Source organism: Pseudomonas sp. NPDC087029, assembly GCF_044745345.1.
GTDB classification, from domain to species: Bacteria; Pseudomonadota; Gammaproteobacteria; order Pseudomonadales; family Pseudomonadaceae; genus Aquipseudomonas; species Aquipseudomonas faucium.
Genome location: NZ_JBIVAB010000005.1, coordinates 206303 through 225558 on the forward strand (window position 1 = coordinate 206303; position 19256 = coordinate 225558).

At 69.1% G+C, this 19256-nt stretch carries 4 protein-coding genes; all 4 read right to left on the bottom strand.

The window, feature by feature from the left end; translation table 11 throughout:
• Nucleotides 1-55: 55 nt before the first annotated feature.
• The gene (locus tag ACIPG5_RS11585) at nt 56-1240 is read right to left on the bottom strand and encodes an HlyD family type I secretion periplasmic adaptor subunit (RefSeq protein WP_176516892.1); all 1185 of its coding nucleotides are present in this window, start codon (nt 1238-1240) and stop codon (nt 56-58) included.
• On the bottom strand, nt 1237-3405 hold the full coding sequence (locus ACIPG5_RS11590; protein WP_176516894.1) for a type I secretion system permease/ATPase: 2169 nt from the start codon (nt 3403-3405) through the stop codon (nt 1237-1239). Before ACIPG5_RS11590 ends, ACIPG5_RS11585 begins: the two co-directional genes overlap by 4 nt.
• Complete coding sequence (locus ACIPG5_RS11595; RefSeq protein ID WP_401375068.1) at nt 3402-4835, bottom strand: TolC family outer membrane protein; 1434 nt, start codon at nt 4833-4835, stop codon at nt 3402-3404. The genes ACIPG5_RS11590 and ACIPG5_RS11595 overlap by 4 nt, the downstream gene beginning before the upstream one ends.
• A gap of 64 nt (nt 4836-4899) precedes the next feature.
• Nucleotides 4900-19215 carry a BapA/Bap/LapF family large adhesin gene (locus ACIPG5_RS11600; RefSeq protein ID WP_401375070.1) on the bottom strand — a complete coding sequence of 4772 codons (14316 nt, stop codon included), beginning with the start codon at nt 19213-19215 and terminating at the stop codon, nt 4900-4902.
• Nucleotides 19216-19256: the final 41 nt, after the last annotated feature.

The window sequence follows — 19256 nt, forward strand, 5'->3', positions numbered from 1 at the left end:
GCACACCCCAATCCCTGTGGGAGCCGGCTTGCCGGCGATGGCCGCGCAGCGGCCCTCAGCGCTCGCGCAGGGCCTCGCGGGCGCGGTTCAGCGGTTTGATCAGGTAATCGAGGATGGTCTTCTCGCCGGTGCGGATATCCACCGTGGCAATCATCCCCGGGACGATGGCAAAGCGCTTGCCGGCCTTGTTCTGCAGGCTGTCCTGCTCGGTGCGGATGAACACCCGATAATAGTAGATTTCCGGTTTCACCTCATCTTGCAGGGTGTCGGGCGATATCCCCACCACCTTGCCGTCCAGCCCGCCATACACCGAGTAGTCATAGGCACTGATCTTCACCTTGGCCGCCTGGTCGGGGTGGATGAAGGCGATGTCCCGTGGCGCGATGCGGGTTTCGATCAGCAGCCGCTCGTCCATCGGCACGATCTTCATCACCTGCCCACCGGGCTGCACCACGCCGCCCAAGGTGTTGACCTCGATGTCCTTGACGATGCCGCGCACCGGCGAGCGCAAGGTCAGGCGCGACAGCGAATCGCTGCGCCCGCGGATCACCTCCGACAGGCTGTCGGCCTCGGCGCTGGCCTTGGCCAGCTCTTCGCGGGCGCGCACCAGGTAGTCGGAGCGGGCTTCGTTGGCCTTGAGCTCCAGCTCCGAGCGCTGGCGGTTCAGGCGGATCACCTCGACCCGGCTGGAAGCGCCCATCTTGGCCAGGTTTTCGGTGATCTTCAGTTCGCTGCGCACCAGCCGCAGCGAGTCCTCGATGCCTGCCAGGGTCTGCTCCAGGCCGCGCCTGCGGGTTTCGTAGAGGGCGGTTTCGGCGTCGATCAGCTCGGGGGAATCCCGCAGGCTCTCGGGGAAACTCAGCGGCTTGCCGGTGACCTCGGCGCGCAGCCGCGCCACGCTGGCCTTGGCCGCGCGGTACTTGGCCTCGCTCTCGCCGACACTGGAGGCGGTCTTGGTCGGGTCGAGCTGGGCCAGCACCTGGCCGCGCTCGACCAAATCGCCCTCGGCCACGTTCATCTCGGCGACGATGCCGCCCTCGAACGACTGGATCACCTGCTCGCGCGAGCTGGGGATCACCTTGCCGGTGCCGGTGGACACCTCGGTCACCTCGAACCAGGCGGCCCAGCCGAGGAACGCCGCGAGCATCAGCGCGCAGAGCAGGATGACCCGCCCGGCGCGCAGCACCGCCTGGTCATCCTGGCCGTCCAGGTAGGACGCGGGGAGTTCGTGGTTGCTCATGCCTGGCCTCCTTGCAGTTTTGCCAGGGCGGCTTCGCGGCTGTCGTCGATGACGATGCGCCCGCCATCCAGCACGATGATCCGATCGACCCGCTGCAGCACGCTCAAGCGGTGGGTGGCGATCACCAGGGTACGGCCTTGGCAGAAGCGGTCGAGGTTGTCGAGCAGCTTGCGTTCGGTCATGTCGTCAAGCGAGGCGGTGGGCTCGTCCAGCAGCAATACCTGCGGCTGGCGCACCAGCAGGCGTGACAGCACCAGGGCCTGGCGCTGCCCGCCCGACAGGCCTATGCCACCTTCGAGGATCAGGTGGTCCAGGCCCTTGGGCAGGCGCCGGACGAAGTCCAGCGCGCCGGTGGCGGCCAGCGCTGCTACCAGCTCCTGGTCGCTGGCCTGGCCGGCGCCGAGGGTGAGGTTTTCCCGCAGGGTGCCGTGGAACAGCCGTGCGTACTGGGGCAGCAGGCCGACGTCGCGGCGCAGGTCGGCCGGGTCGAGGTGGGCCAGGGCAATGCCATCGAGGGTGACTTCGCCTTCGACCAGGTCCATGGCCCCGCCCAGGGCCTGCAGCAAGGTCGACTTGCCGGCGCCGTTGCGCCCCAGCACGGCGATGCGTTCGCCCGGCTGGATGTCGAGCTGGCCGATGTTCAGCACCGGTGGCGCTTCGGCGTCGTAGCGGAAGTTGGCCTGGCGCAGGCTGTACTCGCCGCGGATGGCCGGCAGGTGCACGCGGGCTTCGCCCTCGGGGTGGTCGACCGGCGACTGCATCAGCTTGTCCAGGCCCTGCAGCGCCACCTTGGCCTGCTGCCAGCGGGTCAGCACATGGGTGAGCTGGGCCAGCGGCGCCATCATTCGCGACGACAGCATCGAGGCGGCCACCAGGCTACCGGTGGTGAGGTCGCCGGCGATCACCATGGGCGCACCGATGACGATCACCACGGCGAACACCGCGCCCTGTACGTTCTGGGTCCAGGTCACCAGGCCGTTGGTCAGGGTGCGCAGGCGCAGGTTGGTGTGGGCGCAGGCGGCGTTGTACTGGTTCCACTGCCGCTCGAAACGCGCTTCGGCCTGCAGCGCCTTGATCTCGTCCAGGCCCTGGATGCTTTCCACCAGCATGGCATTGCGCAGCGACGACTCGCGCATCGAGGCGTTGGCCAGGCGCGCCAGCCGGCGTTGCGCGAGCAGCCCCGGCAGCACCATCGCCAGCAGTGCCACCAGCGGGATCAGCACCAGCACCCCGCCAATCAGCCAGAACACGAACAGGAACAGCAGGAAGAACGGCAGGTCGGCCAGGGCCGTGGCGGTGCTGGAGGTGATCAGGTCGCGGATCGACTCCAGCTCGCGCAACTGTGAGATGAACGAGCCGGTGGATTTCGGCCGCGCCGAGTTGCGCAGGCGCAGGGCATGGCCGTAGACCAGGTCCGACACACGCAGGTCGGCGCGCTTGCCGAGCAGGTCGGTGACCTTCAGGCGCAGCAGGCGCATGCTGAAATCGAACACCAGCGCCAGCACCACGCCGCCGAACAGCACATACAAGGTGGGCAGCGATTCGGCCGGGATCACCCGGTCGTACACCTGCATGGAAAACAGCACGCCCGCCAGGGCCAGCACGTTGGCCACCAGCGAGGCGACCATCACCTGGCCGTAAGGGCGCAGGTCGCGCAGCACGATGCGGGCGAACCAGTGGCGGTCGTAGGGGGCGGTGTAGTCGTCGGTGCGCACATCGCGCAGCGGCCGCGCCGGGCGCATCAAGGCCACCCGGTTGATACGCCCTTCGAGTGCCGAGCGGGGCAGGCGCGAGGTCAGCCGCTGGTCGCCGGCGAACACCACGGCCAGCTCGTTTTCCTCGGTCACCGCTTCGACCACGGCCAGCTGCCCGTCGTCGAGCTCCAGCACCAGCGGCGTGCGCCATTGCTTCAGGGCCTTGGCGTCGAAGCGCACGAAGCGCAGCGCCAGGCCCGCCTGGCGCGCCATGTGGCGCAGGATCTCGTCCAGCGGGCGGGCATCTTCCACGGCCGCCAGGCGAATGCGCTGGGGCGAGACGTCGAGGCGGTAGTGATGGGCGACCTGCAGCATCACTTCGAGCCACGGCCCGAGGTCGGGCCGGTGGGCCACCGCCTGTTCGGGGGGCTGCTGCTGACTGGCCTGGCTCAGATTGACGGTATCGTTCATGGCTCGATTTCCACCCCTTGCAGGTTGCGCCCTTCCAGGCCCAGGGCGCTGCGCAGGGCGCCCGTGTTGTACAGGCAGTCGACATCCAGGCGCAGCAGGTCGGAGCGCGTGCCGGCGAGTTCGAAGCGTGACTGGTAGATTTCCTGCTCGGCGTTGAGCAGGTCGAGCAGCGGCCGCGTGCCCAGGTCCAGGTACTGCCGGCCGTAGAGCATGCGCGCCTCCTGGATGCTGACCTGGCGCGCTTCCAGCGAATTGAGCCGGCGGCCCAGCCCGGAGGTCTGCGCCATGGCTTCGGCCAGGCCGCGGCGGGCCTGCAGGCGGGCGGCGTCTTCGGCCGAGTCGGCTGCGGTCAGCGCATAGCCTGCGGCGCGGCTGCGGGCACTGATGGCGCCGCCCTGGTAGATCGGCACTTCCAGGTTCAGGTAGATGCCCGCCTGGGTGCGGTCGAGGCTGCGGTTGTCGCGGTCGTAGTCGTTGTCCAGGTAATGGTTGACCTGCGGTTGCAGCGACAGGGTCGGGTAGGCCTCGGCCTTGGCCTGGGCCAGCTCCGCCTTGGACTGCGCGCGCAGGGCCAGGGCCATGAGCACCGCGGGCAGGCGGTCGTCGCCGGCGCCTGGACGCTTGCAGGCCTGGTTCAGCTCGGGCGGGGTTTGTTCGGCCAGGGCCGGTGGCGACACGCGCCCCAGCAGCGCGGCGAGGATCGAGCGCCAGCGCTGGTACTGCGCCTGGTATTCCTCCAGGGTGGCCCGGGCGCCTTCCACCCGCGATTCGGCCTGGACCACATCGGAGCGGGTGCTGGCGCCCATGTCGCTGCGCTGGCGGGCCATGCCGGCGATGTCGTCGACGCCGCGGATCTGATCGCGGGCGATGACCATCAGCTGCTCGTAGCGGCGGGTTTCGATCCAGGCGTAGGCGGTGTCACGCGCCAGGTCGTCGACCACCAGCAGGATGTTGGCCTGGGCCCGGGCAGCGGCGGCGTGGGCGGCGTCGACGGCGCTGTCGACCTTGCCGAAATCGTAGAGCATCTGTTTGAGCGAGAGGTTCAGCGCCTGGCTGTTGCGATCACCGCCGTAGCCGGTGTCGTAACCGGTGCGGATGCCGCCGGAAATCTGCGGGTAGTAACCGGCCTTGGCAACGTTGATGCCTTCGCCCTGCTTGTACAGGTTGCCGATGGCCTCGGCGATGCTCGGGTGCCACTGCGCGGCGGCCAGCACCGCCTCGGCCAGCCCCAGCCGGTCGCCCGGGCTGGCAGCAAGGCCGGACGGCGGGCGGGCAGGGATGGCGTCGGGGGCATCGCGCAACAGCGATGGGCCGATGCTGCGCAGTGCGGGGTCTATGTCATCGGCTGCCAGGGCAACCGGGTGCAGGTTCAGTACCAGGAGCCCGAAGGCTCCCGTCATCAGTGGAGACAGCAGACTGCGTCGCTTCACGAAATTCCCTTACTGCCTGTTCGTCCTTGCCGCCGGGCGTGGCGCCCGGCGGGTTACTGCGGCCTCAGACGACATGGATGCCGTTTTGTACCCACAGGTGGTGGCTTGGGTCCTCCTGGGCCGTGTATTGGTTATAGTCGATGCCGTCGGCCACCTGGTTGCCGGTAAGCGCCCAGTTGTCCGTGAGGTGCACCGAGTCCTTGTCATCGCCCTTGATGATCAGCGTGTCCTTGCCGGTTTCGGTGATGGCCACCACGTCCGCCAGGTTGAGGGTCAGCGCGACCGAGCTGGTGTCGTTGAGGTCGATGACTTCGATGTTGTGCACCCGCCCGACCAGGTTGCCCAGGTCGATGCTGGTATCGCCGCCGCCCCACAGCAGGGTATCGGTGCCGGTGCCGCCGTCGACGCTGGCGAACTGCTGGTCGACCACCACCAGGGTGTCGTCGCCGGCCCCGCCTTGCAGGGTGATGTGGCCACCCTGGCTGCCCACCAGGTGGTCGTTGCCGTCGGTACCGGCGATGACGTCGCTGGCTGCGGCCGCTGCAGCCAGGGCCACGCCGTCGTCGAGGCTGTCGGCGAGCATCGAGGTGGTGGCGGTGAAGCCGGCCGCGTTGTCCAGGTTGATGGTCAGGGTGGCGGTGTCGCTGGTGCCGTTGGGGTGGGTCAGCTCATAGGTGAAGGTGTCGTGCTGGCCGACCACCGCCGAGGTGAGCCCACTGTTGAGGGTGTAGGTGTAGCTGCCGTCGGCATGCACCAGCAGCGAGCCATAGGTGCCAGCCACGGTGATGCCGTTGTAGCCCGGGATGGCGTAGGTGTTGCCGGCCACCAGCACGCTCAGCACGGTGAGCGACGAGCCGAGGTTGTCGGCCCCGTTGGGGTCGGTGATCAGGTTGCCACTGACGGCGGTGTAGTTGCTGACCACGAACTCGGTGAGGTGCGTGGTGGTGGTGTTGAGGCTGGTGGTGATCGAGCTGAGCAGCCCGATACCGCTGGCGCTGACGCGCACCTGGTAGCTGCCGGCGCCCTGGCCGGTGAAGGTGTAGCCAGCGCCACCGCCGAGCAGGGTCAGCAGCGAGCTGCCCGGTACCGACTGCACCAGCACGTACTGGCCGCTGGCGTTGAGCTTGTACAGGGCGATGGTGGTACTGCCGAGCAGGGTCAGCAGGTTGGTGGAGTTGACCACCACTTGCAGGTCGGCGCTGGTGTTGGCGGCGACCGTGGTGTCGTAGTTGGCCTGGCGCCCGCCGATCAGCGGCAGGCTGAGCGTACCCAGTGTGCTGCTGCTGCTGTCGACCCGGTTGGCCAGGGTGATGTGGGTGCTGTCGACATCGTTGACCGCATCCACCACCGTGGCCGGCGCGCCGAGGTTGTTGCTGTTCCAGATTTCCGTGGCTTGCGGGCTGTCGATGCGCACATAGAGGGTTGCGCTATCGGACAGGCCGTTGCTGTGCACCAGCTGGTAGCTGAACACATCCACCTTGCCGACACTCGATGGCGTGCCGTTGGGGGTATAGGTGTAGGTGCCGTCGGCGCGGATCACCAGGGTGCCGTACAGGCCTTGCACTTCGGTGGCGCTGCCGGCGTTGACGTAGCTGCCGTTCTTCAATACCTGCAGCACGGCGCCGTTGTCCGGCCCACGGGAGTCGGTGCTGCCATCCACGCCAGGGTCGCTGATGACGTTGCCGGTCAGCGGCGTGCCGGTGCCGGTGAACTGCGTCAGGCTGGTGGTATCGATGTCCAGCGTGGTGGTGACGTTGGTCACCAGGCCAATGCCGCCGCTGCCGACGGTGAGGCGGTAGTCGCCGGCCTGCAGCACGCCGATATCGACGCGGATGCCCTGGCCCAGCGGCAGCAGGATCAGGTCCAGCAGGCCCTGGCTGTTGCCGGTGGCCAGGGTCACCCAGACGCCGGCGGCATTTTTCACCTGCAAGGTGAAGGTGGCGTTATTGAGCAGCGCCAGGGCGCTGTTGGTGGTCAGGGTCAGGGTCGGGTCCACTGTGGTGCCGGCACCCACCGTCCAGGTGTAGGTCTTGGTGAAGCCGGACAGCAAGGTGGTGAAGCTGTCGTTGTAGGTCTGATGGCCGACCACCGGCGCCAGGTTGACCGTGGCGGTGGCCAGGTTGTCGCTGGCGATCACCGGCAGGTTGGCATCGACGTCGGGCGCGGTGATGTTGACGTTGCCGGAGACGTTGTTGCGTGGGTCGGTGAGGGTGATCGACAGCACCTGGCCGTTGTCCTGGGCTGGGCTCAGGGTCACGGTGAAGGTGCCGTTGCCCTGCACGGTCGCGGTCTGCAGCACGGTGCCGCTGGCGCTGCGCACGGTGACGGTGGCACCCGGCTCGCCGGTGCCGGTGAGGGTGCTGCCGTCGGCGCTGATCACCAGGTTGCCGGCGACTGCAGGCGGGGTGAGGTCGGGTGCGGTCAGGGCCGTGCCGGTCGAGACGTTCCCCGCACCGTCGGTGAGGGTGACGCTCAGCGCCTGGTTGTCGATCTGCGCCGCGGCCAGGCTGACCACGAACAGGCCGTTGCTGCCCACGATGGCGGTACCGAGCACGGTGCCGGCACTGTTGCGCACGGTGACCGTGCTGCCGATCTGGCCGGAGCCGGTCACGGTGGTACCGTTGGCGTTGATCGCTGCCACGGGGGCGGCGGGCGGTGTGGTGTCCGGCGCGGTGATGGAGACGCTGCCGGACTTGTTGCCAGTGGCGTCGGCCTGGAGCACGGTGAGCAATTGGCCATCGTTCTGCGGGCTGCTGAGGGTGATGCTGAAGCTGCCGTTGGCTTGCACCACGGCAGTGCCGAGCGAGCCACCCGGGCCGGTCACGGTGACGGTCGCGCCCGGCTCGCCAGTACCGGTCAGTATGGCGCCGCCGCCGGTGAGGATGAGGTTGCTCGGCGGGGTCGGTGCCTGCACATCCGGTGCGGTGAAGCTGGTGCTGCCGGACACGTTCTGCGCGGCATCTGCCTGGCTCACGCTTAGCACCTGGCCGTTGAGCTGGGCGCTGTTGAGGTTGATGCTGAACGCCCCTGCGCCGTTGACCAGGCCAGTGCCGAGCACGTTGCCGGAGGCATCGCGCACGGTGACAGTCGCGCCGGCCTCACCGGTACCGCTGAGCAGCAGGCCGTTGGCCGACAGCGCAGTAACCAGTGGGTTGAGGGGCGGCGTGGTGTCGGTCGCGGTGACGAACACCGGCTGCGACTCACCACCGAGCAGCGATACGGCAGTCACGGTCAAGTGTTGCCCGTTGAGCTGGGCGCTGTTGAGGGTCAACGAGAAGCCGCCGTTGATGAGGTTTGCCAGGCCAGTGCCAAGCAGGTTGCCGCCAGCATCGTAGACGCGGATCGACGCGCCAGCGGCGGCAGTACCGGTCAGGGTCAGGCCGTTGGCGGCCAGCAGCACATTGATCGGTGGCTCCGGTGGCGGCACCAGTGGCGTGACATAGCTGGCCACCGCCGAGGTGTTGCTGGCGGCATCGGTCTGGGTAACGGCCAGGGTCGCAGCCGAGCCCGGTGACGGTTGCAGGCTGATCGAGAAATTGCCGCCGCCGTCGACGCGGCCGGTGCCAATCACTGCGCCGCCGAAGCTGACCGTCACGGTCGCGCCCACTTCGCCACGCCCGGTGAGGGTGTCATAGGTATTGCTGATGGCAAGGTTGGTGACGGCGGCGGGCGGGGAGGTGTCGATGGTCTGGTATTCGGCTGGCAGCGAGATATTGCCTGCCGTGTCGGTGGAAATCACCGTCAGCAGCTGGCCGTTGTTCTGCGCCGGGCTCAGTACGACGTTGAACTCACCTTCTGCTCCTACCGTGACGCTACCGACTACGGCGCCGGCAGGGTTGCGCACGGTGATGACGGTGCCCGCTTCTGCCGTGCCGCTGAGCAACGTGCCATTGCCGGTCAGGGTGAGGTTGCCGGGTGCTACCGGCGGGGTCAGGTCGGGCGCGGTCAGTTGCAGCGGCAGGGAAGGGTTGCCGGTGGCATCCTGGGCAATCACGGTCAGCACTTGGCCGTTGATCTGCGGCGTGCTGAGGTGAATCACCAAGGTGCCGTTGGCATCGACCACACCTTGGCCGACCAGGTCGCCCTGATTGTTCATCACGGTGACGCGAGTGCCGGCTTCGCCAGTGCCGACAAGCTGCGTGCCGCTGGCATTGAGCGAGGCAACCACGGCCGCCGGTGGGGTGATATCGACCGCCGTGATGGTGCTGATCGTCGAGACGTTGCCACTGGCGTCGGTCAGGCTCACTTGCAGCAGTTCGCCATTGAGCTTCGGTGTGTTGAGGTTGACGACGAAGGTGCCATTGGCGCCAACCGTGGCGGTGCCGACTTCCACGGCGCCGAGGTAGACACGCACGGTGCTGCCGGCCTCGCCGGTACCGCTGAGCTGGTCGCCGCCAGCGTTCAGGTGCAGCCCCACTGCCGCGGCAGGCGGCGTCAGGTCCGGGGCATCGACCGTGACCGGCAGGCTGATGTTGCCGGGTGGGTCGGCCTGCTGCACCGACAGCACCTGCTGGTTGATCTGCGGCGGCGTCAGCTGGACGCTGAAGCTGCCATCGGCGAGCACCACAGTAGTGCCCAGTACCGCGCCTGCGGCATTGGTCACGGTGACGGTCGCACCCACTTCACCGCGCCCGGTGACCACGCTGCCATCGGCGTTGATCGCCACATTGGTGAGCAGGGCCGGCGGGGTGAAGTCTGGGGTCTGCAAGGTTGCTACGGCCGACACGTTGCCGGCCGCGTCGGTCTGGGTAAAGCTCAGGATCTCGGCGTTGCCCAGTGCCGGGCTGAGGATGATGGTGAAGTGGCCGCTGGCATCGACCAGCGCCGTGCCGATCGGGTTGCCGGCTGGATCGCGCACGGTCACCAGCGCGCCCACTTCGCCGCGGCCGGTGAGGGTAGCGCCGTCGCTGGAAATCGCCAGCGCCGTTACGGCGGCGGGTGGCGTGGTGTCTGCCGCGGTGATCGGGCTTGGCAGCGACTGGTTGCCGGCGGCGTCGGTCAACACCACCTGCACTTGCTGGCCGTTGGCCTGGGGCGAGCCGAGGCTGACCTGGAAGGTGCCGTCGCCACGGACCACCGCCGTGCCCAGCACGCTGCCATCGGCGGCCAGCACTTTCACCGTGCTGCCGGCTTCGCCGGTGCCGTTGAGCAGGCTGCCGCCGGCACTGAAGGCAAGGTTGGCGGCGGGTGCGGGTGGCACGTGGTCAGGGGCGATGAGGCTGATGCTGTTCGACTCGTTGCCCGCGGCGTCCGTCTGGCTGGCGCTGAGCCGCTCGCCGTTGATCTGCGGGGTGCTCAAGGTGATGCTGAAGTTGCCGTTGGCATCGACCACGGCGGTGCCCAGGTCGGCCCCGCCTTCACCGATCACGGTGACGGTGGCGCCCGCTTCGCCGCGCCCGCTGAGGGTCAGGCCGTCGCTGCCCAGCACCAGGTTGGTGAGCGGTTGCGGTGGGGTGATGTCCGGTGCCTGCAAGGTGGCCGGCAGCGAGGCGCTGCCGTCAGGGCCGGTGGCACTGACGGAGAGCACTTCGCCGTTGGCCTGGGCGCTGCCGAGGGTGACGCTGAAGGTGCCGCCGTTACCGACCGGCGCCGTGCCCAGCAACACGCCGCCAGGGCCATAGACACTCACCGTGCTGCCCGGCGCCGCGCTGCCGGTGACCACCAGGCCGTTGGCCGACAGCACCAGATTGTCAGGGGCATCCGGCGCCAGGTTGCCGGGCGCGGTGACCGATTGCGGCGGCGACACGTTCTGGGCCGCATCGGTCTGGGTCACGCTGAGGTTTTCACCGGCAGACGCGGCCGGCGAGAGGTTGACGCTGAAGCGGCCATCGCTGCCGACCGTGGCGGTGCCCAGGGAGCTGCCATCGGGCGCGCGCACGGTGACCGTGGCACCGGCTTCACCGGTACCGGTCAGGGTCGTGCCATTGGCCGCCACGGCCAGGTTGGCGACTGCGGCGGGCGGGGTGGTGTCGGCAGCGGTGTAGGGTGCGCTGGCCGATACGTTGCCGGCGGCATCGGTGGCGGTCACCTGCAAGGTCTGGCCGTTGGTCTGGGCACTGTTGAGGGTGACCTGGAAGGTGCCGTTGGCGTTGGCCACGGCGCTGCCCAGCAGGTTGCCTGCGGCGTCGCGCACGTTGACCGTGCTGCCCGCTTCGGCCTGGCCGCTCAGTTGCAGGCCGCTGCCGGCCAGGGCCAGCGCGGTTGGCGCGGCCGGTGGGGTGAGGTCCGGCGCGGTGACGGCGACGGCGGCCGAGGTGTTGTTGCCCGCGTCGGTCTGGGTCACGCTCAGGTGCTGGGCATTGAGCTGGGCACTGGTGAGGGTGAGGGTGAAGCTGCCGTTGGCGGCCACCAGGCCGGTGCCGATGATGGTGCCGTCCGGGCCGCGTACGGTCACGGTGGCACCGGCTTCGCCCAGGCCGGTCATGGTCAGGCCGTTGTTGTTGAGCGCCACGTTGGTCAGCGCCGCTGGCGGCGTCAGGTCCGGGGTGCTCAGGGTGAAGGCAGGCGAGGTGTTGCCGGCGGCGTCCACCTGGCTCACGCCAATTGCCTGGCCGCTGTTCTGTGGTGGGTCGAAGCTCACCGTGAAGCGCCCGTCGGCGCCCACACTGGCGCTGCCGACCACATTGCCGGCGGCATCGCGCACTTGCACGGTGGCGCCCACTTCGCCGCTGCCGGACAACTGCTTGCCATCGGCGCTGAGGGCAACGTCGCTGACCGCTGCCGGAGGCGTGCGGTCGGGAGTCGCCACGCTGGCCGGGCCGGAGGTGTTGCCGGCGGCATCGGTCAGGGTGACTTGCAGCGCGCTGCCAGTAGTTTGTGCATTGGGCAGGGTGATCTGGAACTGGCCGCTCTGGTTGACCGTGCCGGTGGCCAGGATCGCGCCGCTGGCATCGCGGATGGTGACCGTAGCGCCGGCTTCACCCTGGCCGCTGACCACGGTGGCGGCGTTGTTCAGGCTAAGGCCTGTGGCCGCGTTTGGCGCTTGCAGGTCGAACGCCTGCTGGGTTGCGGCGAGCGAGACGTTGCCGGCCGCGTCGGCCTGGGTCACGGTGAGGGTCTGGCCATTGGCCTGCGGGGGCACCAGGCTGACGCTGAACAGCCCGTTACTGCCCACGGTCGCGGTCCCCAGCACAGTGCCCTGGGCATCCACCACACGCACGGTGGCGCCTACTTCGCCATGGCCGGTGAGGGTGCTGCCGACGCGGTCGATGGTCAGCTGGGTCGGTGCGTCTGGTGCGGTGGTGTCCGCTGCCACCACGGTGGCGGGCACCGAGGGCTTGCCGCTCAGCGCGTCGCGGGCGGTGACCTGCAGGGTTTGCGCGTTGAGCTGGGCGTTGCTGAAGAACACGCGGAAGAAGCCATCGCTGCCGACCACGGCGGTACCCAGCGTGGTGCCACCAGAGGTCACGGTGATCAGCGAGCCCACGGTACCTTCGCCAGTGAGCAGGAAGCCGTCGGCACTGATCTGCAGGTCGCTTGGCGTGGCCACTTCGTTGCCAGCAGGGCCGTTGAGATCGGTAGAGGAGTCCAGGCCGGCCTTATCGGTGACCACGACCTGCACGGTATCGCTGGTGACCAGCGGCGGATCGACGGCGATCACGAAGGTGCCGTCCGGGCCTACCGTGGCAGTGCCCAGCACGACGCCGCCCTTCTCCACGGTGACGGTGCTACCGGGCTCGGCGGTGCCGCCGACGGTCTTGCCATCTGCACTCACGGTGAGGTTGCTGGCAGGGGCAGGTGGGGTGGTGTCGGGGGCATTGATAGTTGTGGTGGTGTCGTTACCGGCGGCATCCGAAACCACCACGGTGACGCTCTGGCCATTGGTGAGTGGCGGCGTCAGCGTCACGCTGAAGCTGCCATCGGCGTCCACCGGTACATCGGCGGTGGTGCCATTGGGGCTGGTGATGGTCACCGTGCTTGCACCCGGTGCGCTGCCGCTGACGGTGGTGCCGTCCGGGCTGACGGTCACATCCACCAGGGCCGGCGGTGTGTGATCGGGGGCAGTGGCTTGGCCAGCGGTGGAAACATTGTTGGCCGCATCGGTCAGGGTGACCTGCAGTTGCTGGCCATCCACCTGTGCAGGCGCCAGTGTCACGGTGAAGTTGCCACCGGCAGGGACCACCACGGTGCCCAGCAAATCGCCATTGGCATTGCGCACCTGCACGGTCGAGCCGACTTCTCCGGTACCGTGCAGCTGGGTGCCATCGGCGCTGACCTGCAGGCCGGTCGGGGTGGTGGGCGCGGTGGTGTCGGCGGCGGTGATGGTGGCGGATGGCGAGTTGTTGCCAGCGGCATCCTGGAGTACCACCGACAGCGCTTGGCCGTTGGCCTGGGCCGGCGTCAGGGTAATGCTGAAGGTGCCGTCCGGATCGACCGTGCCGCTTCCCAGCACTTGCCCGGCGGCGTTGCGAACGGTCACCGTGGCGCCGGCTTCACCCTGGCCGCCGAGCACTGAGCCGCCAGCGCTCAGGGCCAGGTCATGGGCAATTTCGGGGGCCTGCAGGTCGTTGGCGCTCAGGGTGCCGGCACCGGAGAGGTTGCCGGCGGCGTCTGCCTGGGTAACCGACAAGGTCTGGCCGTTCAACTGCGCAGGGGTGAGGGTGACGTGGAAGCTGCCATCGGCCGCCACCACGGCAGTGCCCAGCAGCACGCCGCCGGTGCCGGTGACTTGCACCCGGGCGCCGGGTTCGCCGCTACCGGAAACGACCGTGCCATCGGCCGACAGGCTCAGGCCGCCAGGGGTGCCGGGCGCCACGCTGTCCGGCGCGGTCAGCGCGGTAGACGCAGAGACGTTGCCGGTAGGGTCTTTCTGTTCAACGGTCAATGCCTGGCCGTTGGTCTGTGGCGTAGCGAGGGTAACGCTGAAGCTGCCGTCGCCTGCGACCTGCGCCGTGCCCAGCACGCTGCCGTCCGGGCCGCGCACGGTGACGGTGGCGTTCGGCTCGCCGGTGCCGGTGACGGTGGTGCCGCTGGCATTGATGAGTGGATCGACCACGGCTTGCGGCGGGGTGCTGTCCGGCGCCGTGAAGCTGACCGGGCCGGCGCTGTTGCCGAGGCTGTCGGTGGCATCCACGCTCAGGCTTTCGCCATTGCGCTGGGGTTGGTTGAGGGTCACGTCGAAGCGCCCGTCGGCGCCCACCACGGCGGTGCCCAGCACGCTGCCATCGGCAGCGCGCACGGTGATGGTCGAGCCCACCTGGCCAACGCCTGTGAGGTGCAGGCCGGCCGTGTCGATGGCCAGCGCCGAGGGTTGCAGCGGGCCGTCCAGGTCGGGGGCGGTGAGGTTGGCGGTGGAGCTGTTGCCGGCGCCGTCGGTGAGGACAATGTCCAGCACCTGGCCGTCGGTCTGCGGCGTCGTCAGGGTGAGGGTGAATACGCCGTTGGCGCCGACCACGGCGACGCCCAGGAAGTCGCCCTGGGCATTGCTGACGTGCACGGTGGCGCCGGGTTCGCCGCGGCCGGTGAGGGTTACCCCATCGGCGGCAAGCTGCAGGTTGGTGGCGGCATTGGGCGGGGTGATGTCGGGCGCCGTGGTCGGGGTCGGCAACGAGGTGCTGCCGCCGACGATGGCGACTACATCGAGCACTTCGCCGTTGGCCTGGGGTGGGTTGAGCACGATGCTGAAGCGGCCATCGGCGCCCGCCTGGACGCTGCCCAGCAGGTTGCCGGCGGCATCGTGTACTTCTACCAGGCTGTTGGCCGGGGCGCTGCCGCTGATGCTGGAGCCGTTGGCGGCCACGGTGAGGTCGGCAGGGCTTTGCGGCAGCGGGGTGAGCGGCACGATGACGCTGGCGCCCACGGAGCTGTTGCCAGCGGCGTCGGTTTGCACCAGGACCAGGACCTCACCGGCGCTGACGGGGCCATCGAGGTCGATGTGGAAGGTGCCGTTGGCGTTTACCGTGCCGGTGCCGAGGAGGTTGCCGTCGGCATCGCGCACTTCGACCTTGGCCCCCGCTTCGCCACGGCCGGCAAGCGCCACGCTGCCGGCCCCGACCAGCACATCGGTGACCAGCCCTGGCGGGGTGATGTCCGGGGCGGTATAGCTCAGCGGCACCGAGCTGTTGCCCGCCGCATCGATCACGCGGATGTCCAGGATCTCGCCATTGGCCTGGGCCGGGTTGAGGGTGAGGCTGAAGGTGCCGTCTGCGGCAACGATGGCGCTGCCGATCAGGGTGCCGTTGGCGTCACGTACCTCGACACGGGCGTTGCCTTCGGCGTTGCCCGCCAAGGTGAGGCCGTCGGTCAGGCTGAGGCCGCTGGGTTGGCCAGGGGCTATCAGGTCCGGGGCGGTCAGCGGGCTGGGGAGCGAGACATTGCCGGCGGCGTCGGTCAGGGTCACTTGCAGCGACGAGCCATTCACCACCGGGGCAGTCAGTTGCAGGTTGAAGCTGCCATCTGCCTGCACGGTGCCGGTGCCTATCACCTGGCCCTGGTCGTCGAGCACCTTGACCGTGGCGCCGATTTCGCCCCGGCCCGACACGGTACGGCCATCGGCGCTGATCACCAGGTTGCTGGCCGGCGCAGGCGGGGTGGTGTCGCCACCGCCAGCGTCGATGTCCGGCGCGGTGACGTTGCCGGCCGTGGAGGTATTGCCGGCGCCATCGGTAGCGGTCACCTGCAACTGCTCGCCATCGACCTGCGGCGGGGTGAGGGTAATGCTGAAGGCGCCATTGGCGCCCACTACGGTACTGCCCAGCACGGTGGTGCCGTCGGCAGCCAGCACGCGCACGGTGCTGCCCGGCTCGGCACGGCCACTGACCACGCTGCCGTCGGCGCTGACGGTGAGGTCGGCCGGGGCGGCGGGGGCGGTGATGTCGGGTGCGGACACCGGCACCGGCAGCGAGGTGGCGTTGCCTTCGACCGCGACCACATCGAGCAGTTGGCCGTTGGCTTGCGCCGGGTTCAGCGCAACGGTGAAGGTGCCGTCGGCACCCACTACGATGCTGCCGACCACGTTGCCGCTGGCATCATGCACTTCGACCCGGCTGCCGACCGGGGCATTGCCGCTGATGCTGCTGCCGTCAGCGGCGATCACCAGGTTGCTCGGGCTGTCGGGGGTTGCCGCCAGCGGCACCTGGAAGTCCAGCACGGAGGAGCTGTTGCCGGCGCTGTCGATCTGCACCAGGTCCAGTTGCGCGCCCGGCTGCACGGCCGGGTCGAGGTTGATCAGGAAGGTGCCGTTGGCCGCGACCACGCCACTGCCGATCAGGTTGCCATCGGCATCGCGCACCTCGACCGTGGCACCGGCTTCGCCACGGCCGGCCAGCTGCAGGCCGCCGCTGCCGACCACGATATTGCTGACCAGGCCCGGCGCGGTGATGTCCGGGGCTTGGAAGTCGAGCGCGGCAGAGCGGTTGCCGGCGGCATCGACCAGGCGGATGTCGAGGGTTTCGCCATTGGCCTGGGCGGGGGTGAGGGTGAGGGTGAAGGTTCCGTCGGCACCGACCTGGCCGGTGCCGATCAGGGCGCCATTGGCATCATGCACCTGCACGGTTGCGCCGGGCTCGCCACGGCCGCTGAGGGTGATCCCGTCGACCAGTGCCAGGTCGCTCGGTTGCGCAGGCGGCTGCAGGTCGCTGGAGGTCACCGGAGCGGGCGGCGACATGTTGCCGGCCGCATCGACGAGCACCACCTGCAAGGTGCTGCCGTCGTTCACCGGCGGGGCAAGGGTGAGCTGGAAGGTGCCGTCGGCGCCCACTGTGCCGGTGGCGATCAGGTTGCCGCCGGCATCGCGCACCTGCACGGTGCTGCCCACTTCGCCGCGGCCGCTGAGTTGCGCGCCAGCCAAGCCGATCACCAAATTGCTGGCGGCATCGGGCGGGGTGGTGCCGCCGCCGTCGATGTCCGGCGCCGTGACGTTGCCGGCCGTGGAGATATTGCCGGCGGGGTCGGTGGCGGTCACTTGCAGGTGTTCGCCGTCGACCTGCGGCGGCGTCAGGGTGATGCTGAAGGCGCCGCTGGCACCTACCACCGCGCTACCGAGCACGGTGGTGCCATCGGCGGCGAGAATGCGCACGGTGCTGCCCGGTTCGGCGCGGCCGCTGACGACGCTGCCATCGGCGCTGATGGTCAGCTCGGCGGGGGTGGCCGGGGCGGTGATGTCCGGTGCGGACACCGGCACCGGCAGCGACGAGGCATTGCCTTCGACCGCGATCACGTCGAGCACCTGGCCATTGGCTTGCGGCGGTACCAGGGCAACGGTGAAGGTGCCATCGGCGCCCACCACGATGGTGCCCACCAGGGTACCGTTGGCGTCGTGCACTTCCACCCGGCTACCGGCCGGGGCAGTGCCGCTGATGCTGCTGCCGTCGCCGGCGATGACCAGGTTGCTCGGGCTGTCGGGGGTTGCCGTCAGCGGCACCTGGTAGTCCAGCACGGGGGAGCTGTTGCCGGCGCTGTCGATCTGGACCAGGTCCAGTTGCGCGCCCGGCTGCACGGCCGGGTCGAGGTCGATCAGGAAGGTGCCGTTGGCACCGACCACGCCACTGCCGATCAGGTTGCCGTTGGCATCGCGCACCTCGACGGTGGCGCCGGCTTCGCCACGGCCGGCCAGTTGCAGGCCGCCGCTGCCGACCACGATATTGCTGACCAGGCCCGGCGGGGTGATGTCCGGGGCTTGGAATTCAAGTACGGCGGAGCGGTTGCCGGCGGCATCCACCAGGCGAATGTCGAGGGTTTCGCCGTTGGCCTGGGCGGGGTTGAGGGTGAGGCTGAAGGTGCCGTCGGCAGCGACCTGGCCAGTGCCGATCAAGGTGCCATTGGCATCGCGCACTTGCACGGTCGAGCCCGGCTCGCCATGGCCGGTGAGGGTGATGCCACCGGCCAGTGCCAGGTCGGTCGGTTGCGCGGGCGGCTGCAGGTCGCTCGACGTAATCGGGGTGGGCGGCGACACGTTGCCTGCCGCATCGACGAGCACTACCTGCAGCGTGCTGCCGTTGTTCACAGGTGGAGCAAGGGTGAGCTGGAACGTGCCGTCGGCACCGACCGTGCCGGTGGCAATCACGTTGCCGGCGGCGTCGCGTACCTGCACCGTGCTGCCGGCTTCGCCGCGCCCGCTCAGTTGTGCACCGGCCAGGCCGAGCACCAGGTTGCTGGGGGCATCGGGGGGCGTGGTGTCGCCACCGTCGACATCTGGGGCGGTGACGTTGCCTGGCACCGAGGTATTGCCGGCAGCGTCGGTTGCGGTCACTTGCAGCTGTTCGCCGCTGACCTGAGGCGGGTCGAGGGTGACGCTGAACTCACCGTTTGCGCCCGCCACGGCGGTGCCCAGCACGGTGGTGCCGTCGGCAGCGATGATGCGCACGGTGCTGCCAGGTTCGGCGCGCCCGGTGAGCACGCGACCATCGGCGCTGACCGCAAGGCCGGTCGGCGCATCGGGCGCGGTGGTATCGGGAGGGTTGCCGATCCCGTCATCCGGTGCGTTGACCCCTGCTGGCGCCGAGGTGTTGCCGGCGGGGTCCTGGGCGGTGACCTGCAGCGCCTGGCCATCGGTCTGGGGTGGCTGCAAGGTGACGCTGAAGGTGCCGTCGGCGCCGGCAACGCCGGTGCCCAGCAGCGTGCCGTCGGGGCCGCGCACTTGCACGCTGGCGCCGGGTTCGGTGCGCCCGGTGAGGGTGGTGCCTTGCGGGTTGATCGTCAGGTCACTGGGCGGTTGTGGTGGTGTGGTGTCCGGCGCAGTGATGACGCCCACCTGCGAGCTGTTGCCGGCGCCATCGGTGAGGGTGACGCCAAGGTTTTCGCCATTGAGCTGGGGCGTGCTCAACGGCACGTTGAAGGTGCCATCGGCACCCACCGTGCCGGTGCCGATCACATTGCCCGCTGCATCGCGCACCGTGACCGTGGAGCCTGCTTCGCCGCGCCCGGTGATGCGCAGGCCATCGGCTGAAACCAGCAGGTCGATGGCGCTGGCCGGCGGCGAGGTATCGCCAGAGCCACCGCCACCGCCACCACCGCTGTGGTCGGCCGCCGCGGCCGCACCGCCGACGCCAAGCAGGCTGAGGCCGGCAATGGCCCAGGTGGGCGTGGCACTGCCGGCGACACCGATACCGGCCACCAGCTCATCGAGCGAGGACACTTCGTCGAAGGTGAAACCGGTGAAGGCGGTGGCGTCATAGTTGGCGTGCCACAGGGTGCCGTCTTCGCCGACGAACACCATGTCGCTGCCCACGCCCGCCTGGTCCACGGCGAAGAAGTTGCCGACGGTGATTTTTTCCCCGGACTTGAGCGTGACGATCAGGTCCTGGCCATGCCGGGTGACGGTAGCCACCTGGTCGGGGGCCACCGGCATCTGCACGACACCTGGGCTTTTCAGTGTGATGTTGCCCCAGGCGCTCTGGGTGGCGACGGCGGATTGCTTGTCGGCGACGACGATGTTGTCCATGGATGCTCCCTGCTGGTGTGCGGTACGGATCGCTTCTGCGA

What these genes read in the sequence shown, in the direction of transcription:
- ACIPG5_RS11590 (WP_176516894.1), bottom strand. Translation starts at nt 3,405, where the DNA reads ATGAACGATACCGTCAATCTGAGCCAGGCCAGTCAGCAGCAGCCCCCC.
- ACIPG5_RS11585 (WP_176516892.1), bottom strand. Translation starts at nt 1,240, where the DNA reads ATGAGCAACCACGAACTCCCCGCGTCCTACCTGGACGGCCAGGATGAC.
- ACIPG5_RS11600 (WP_401375070.1), bottom strand. Translation starts at nt 19,215, where the DNA reads ATGGACAACATCGTCGTCGCCGACAAGCAATCCGCCGTCGCCACCCAG.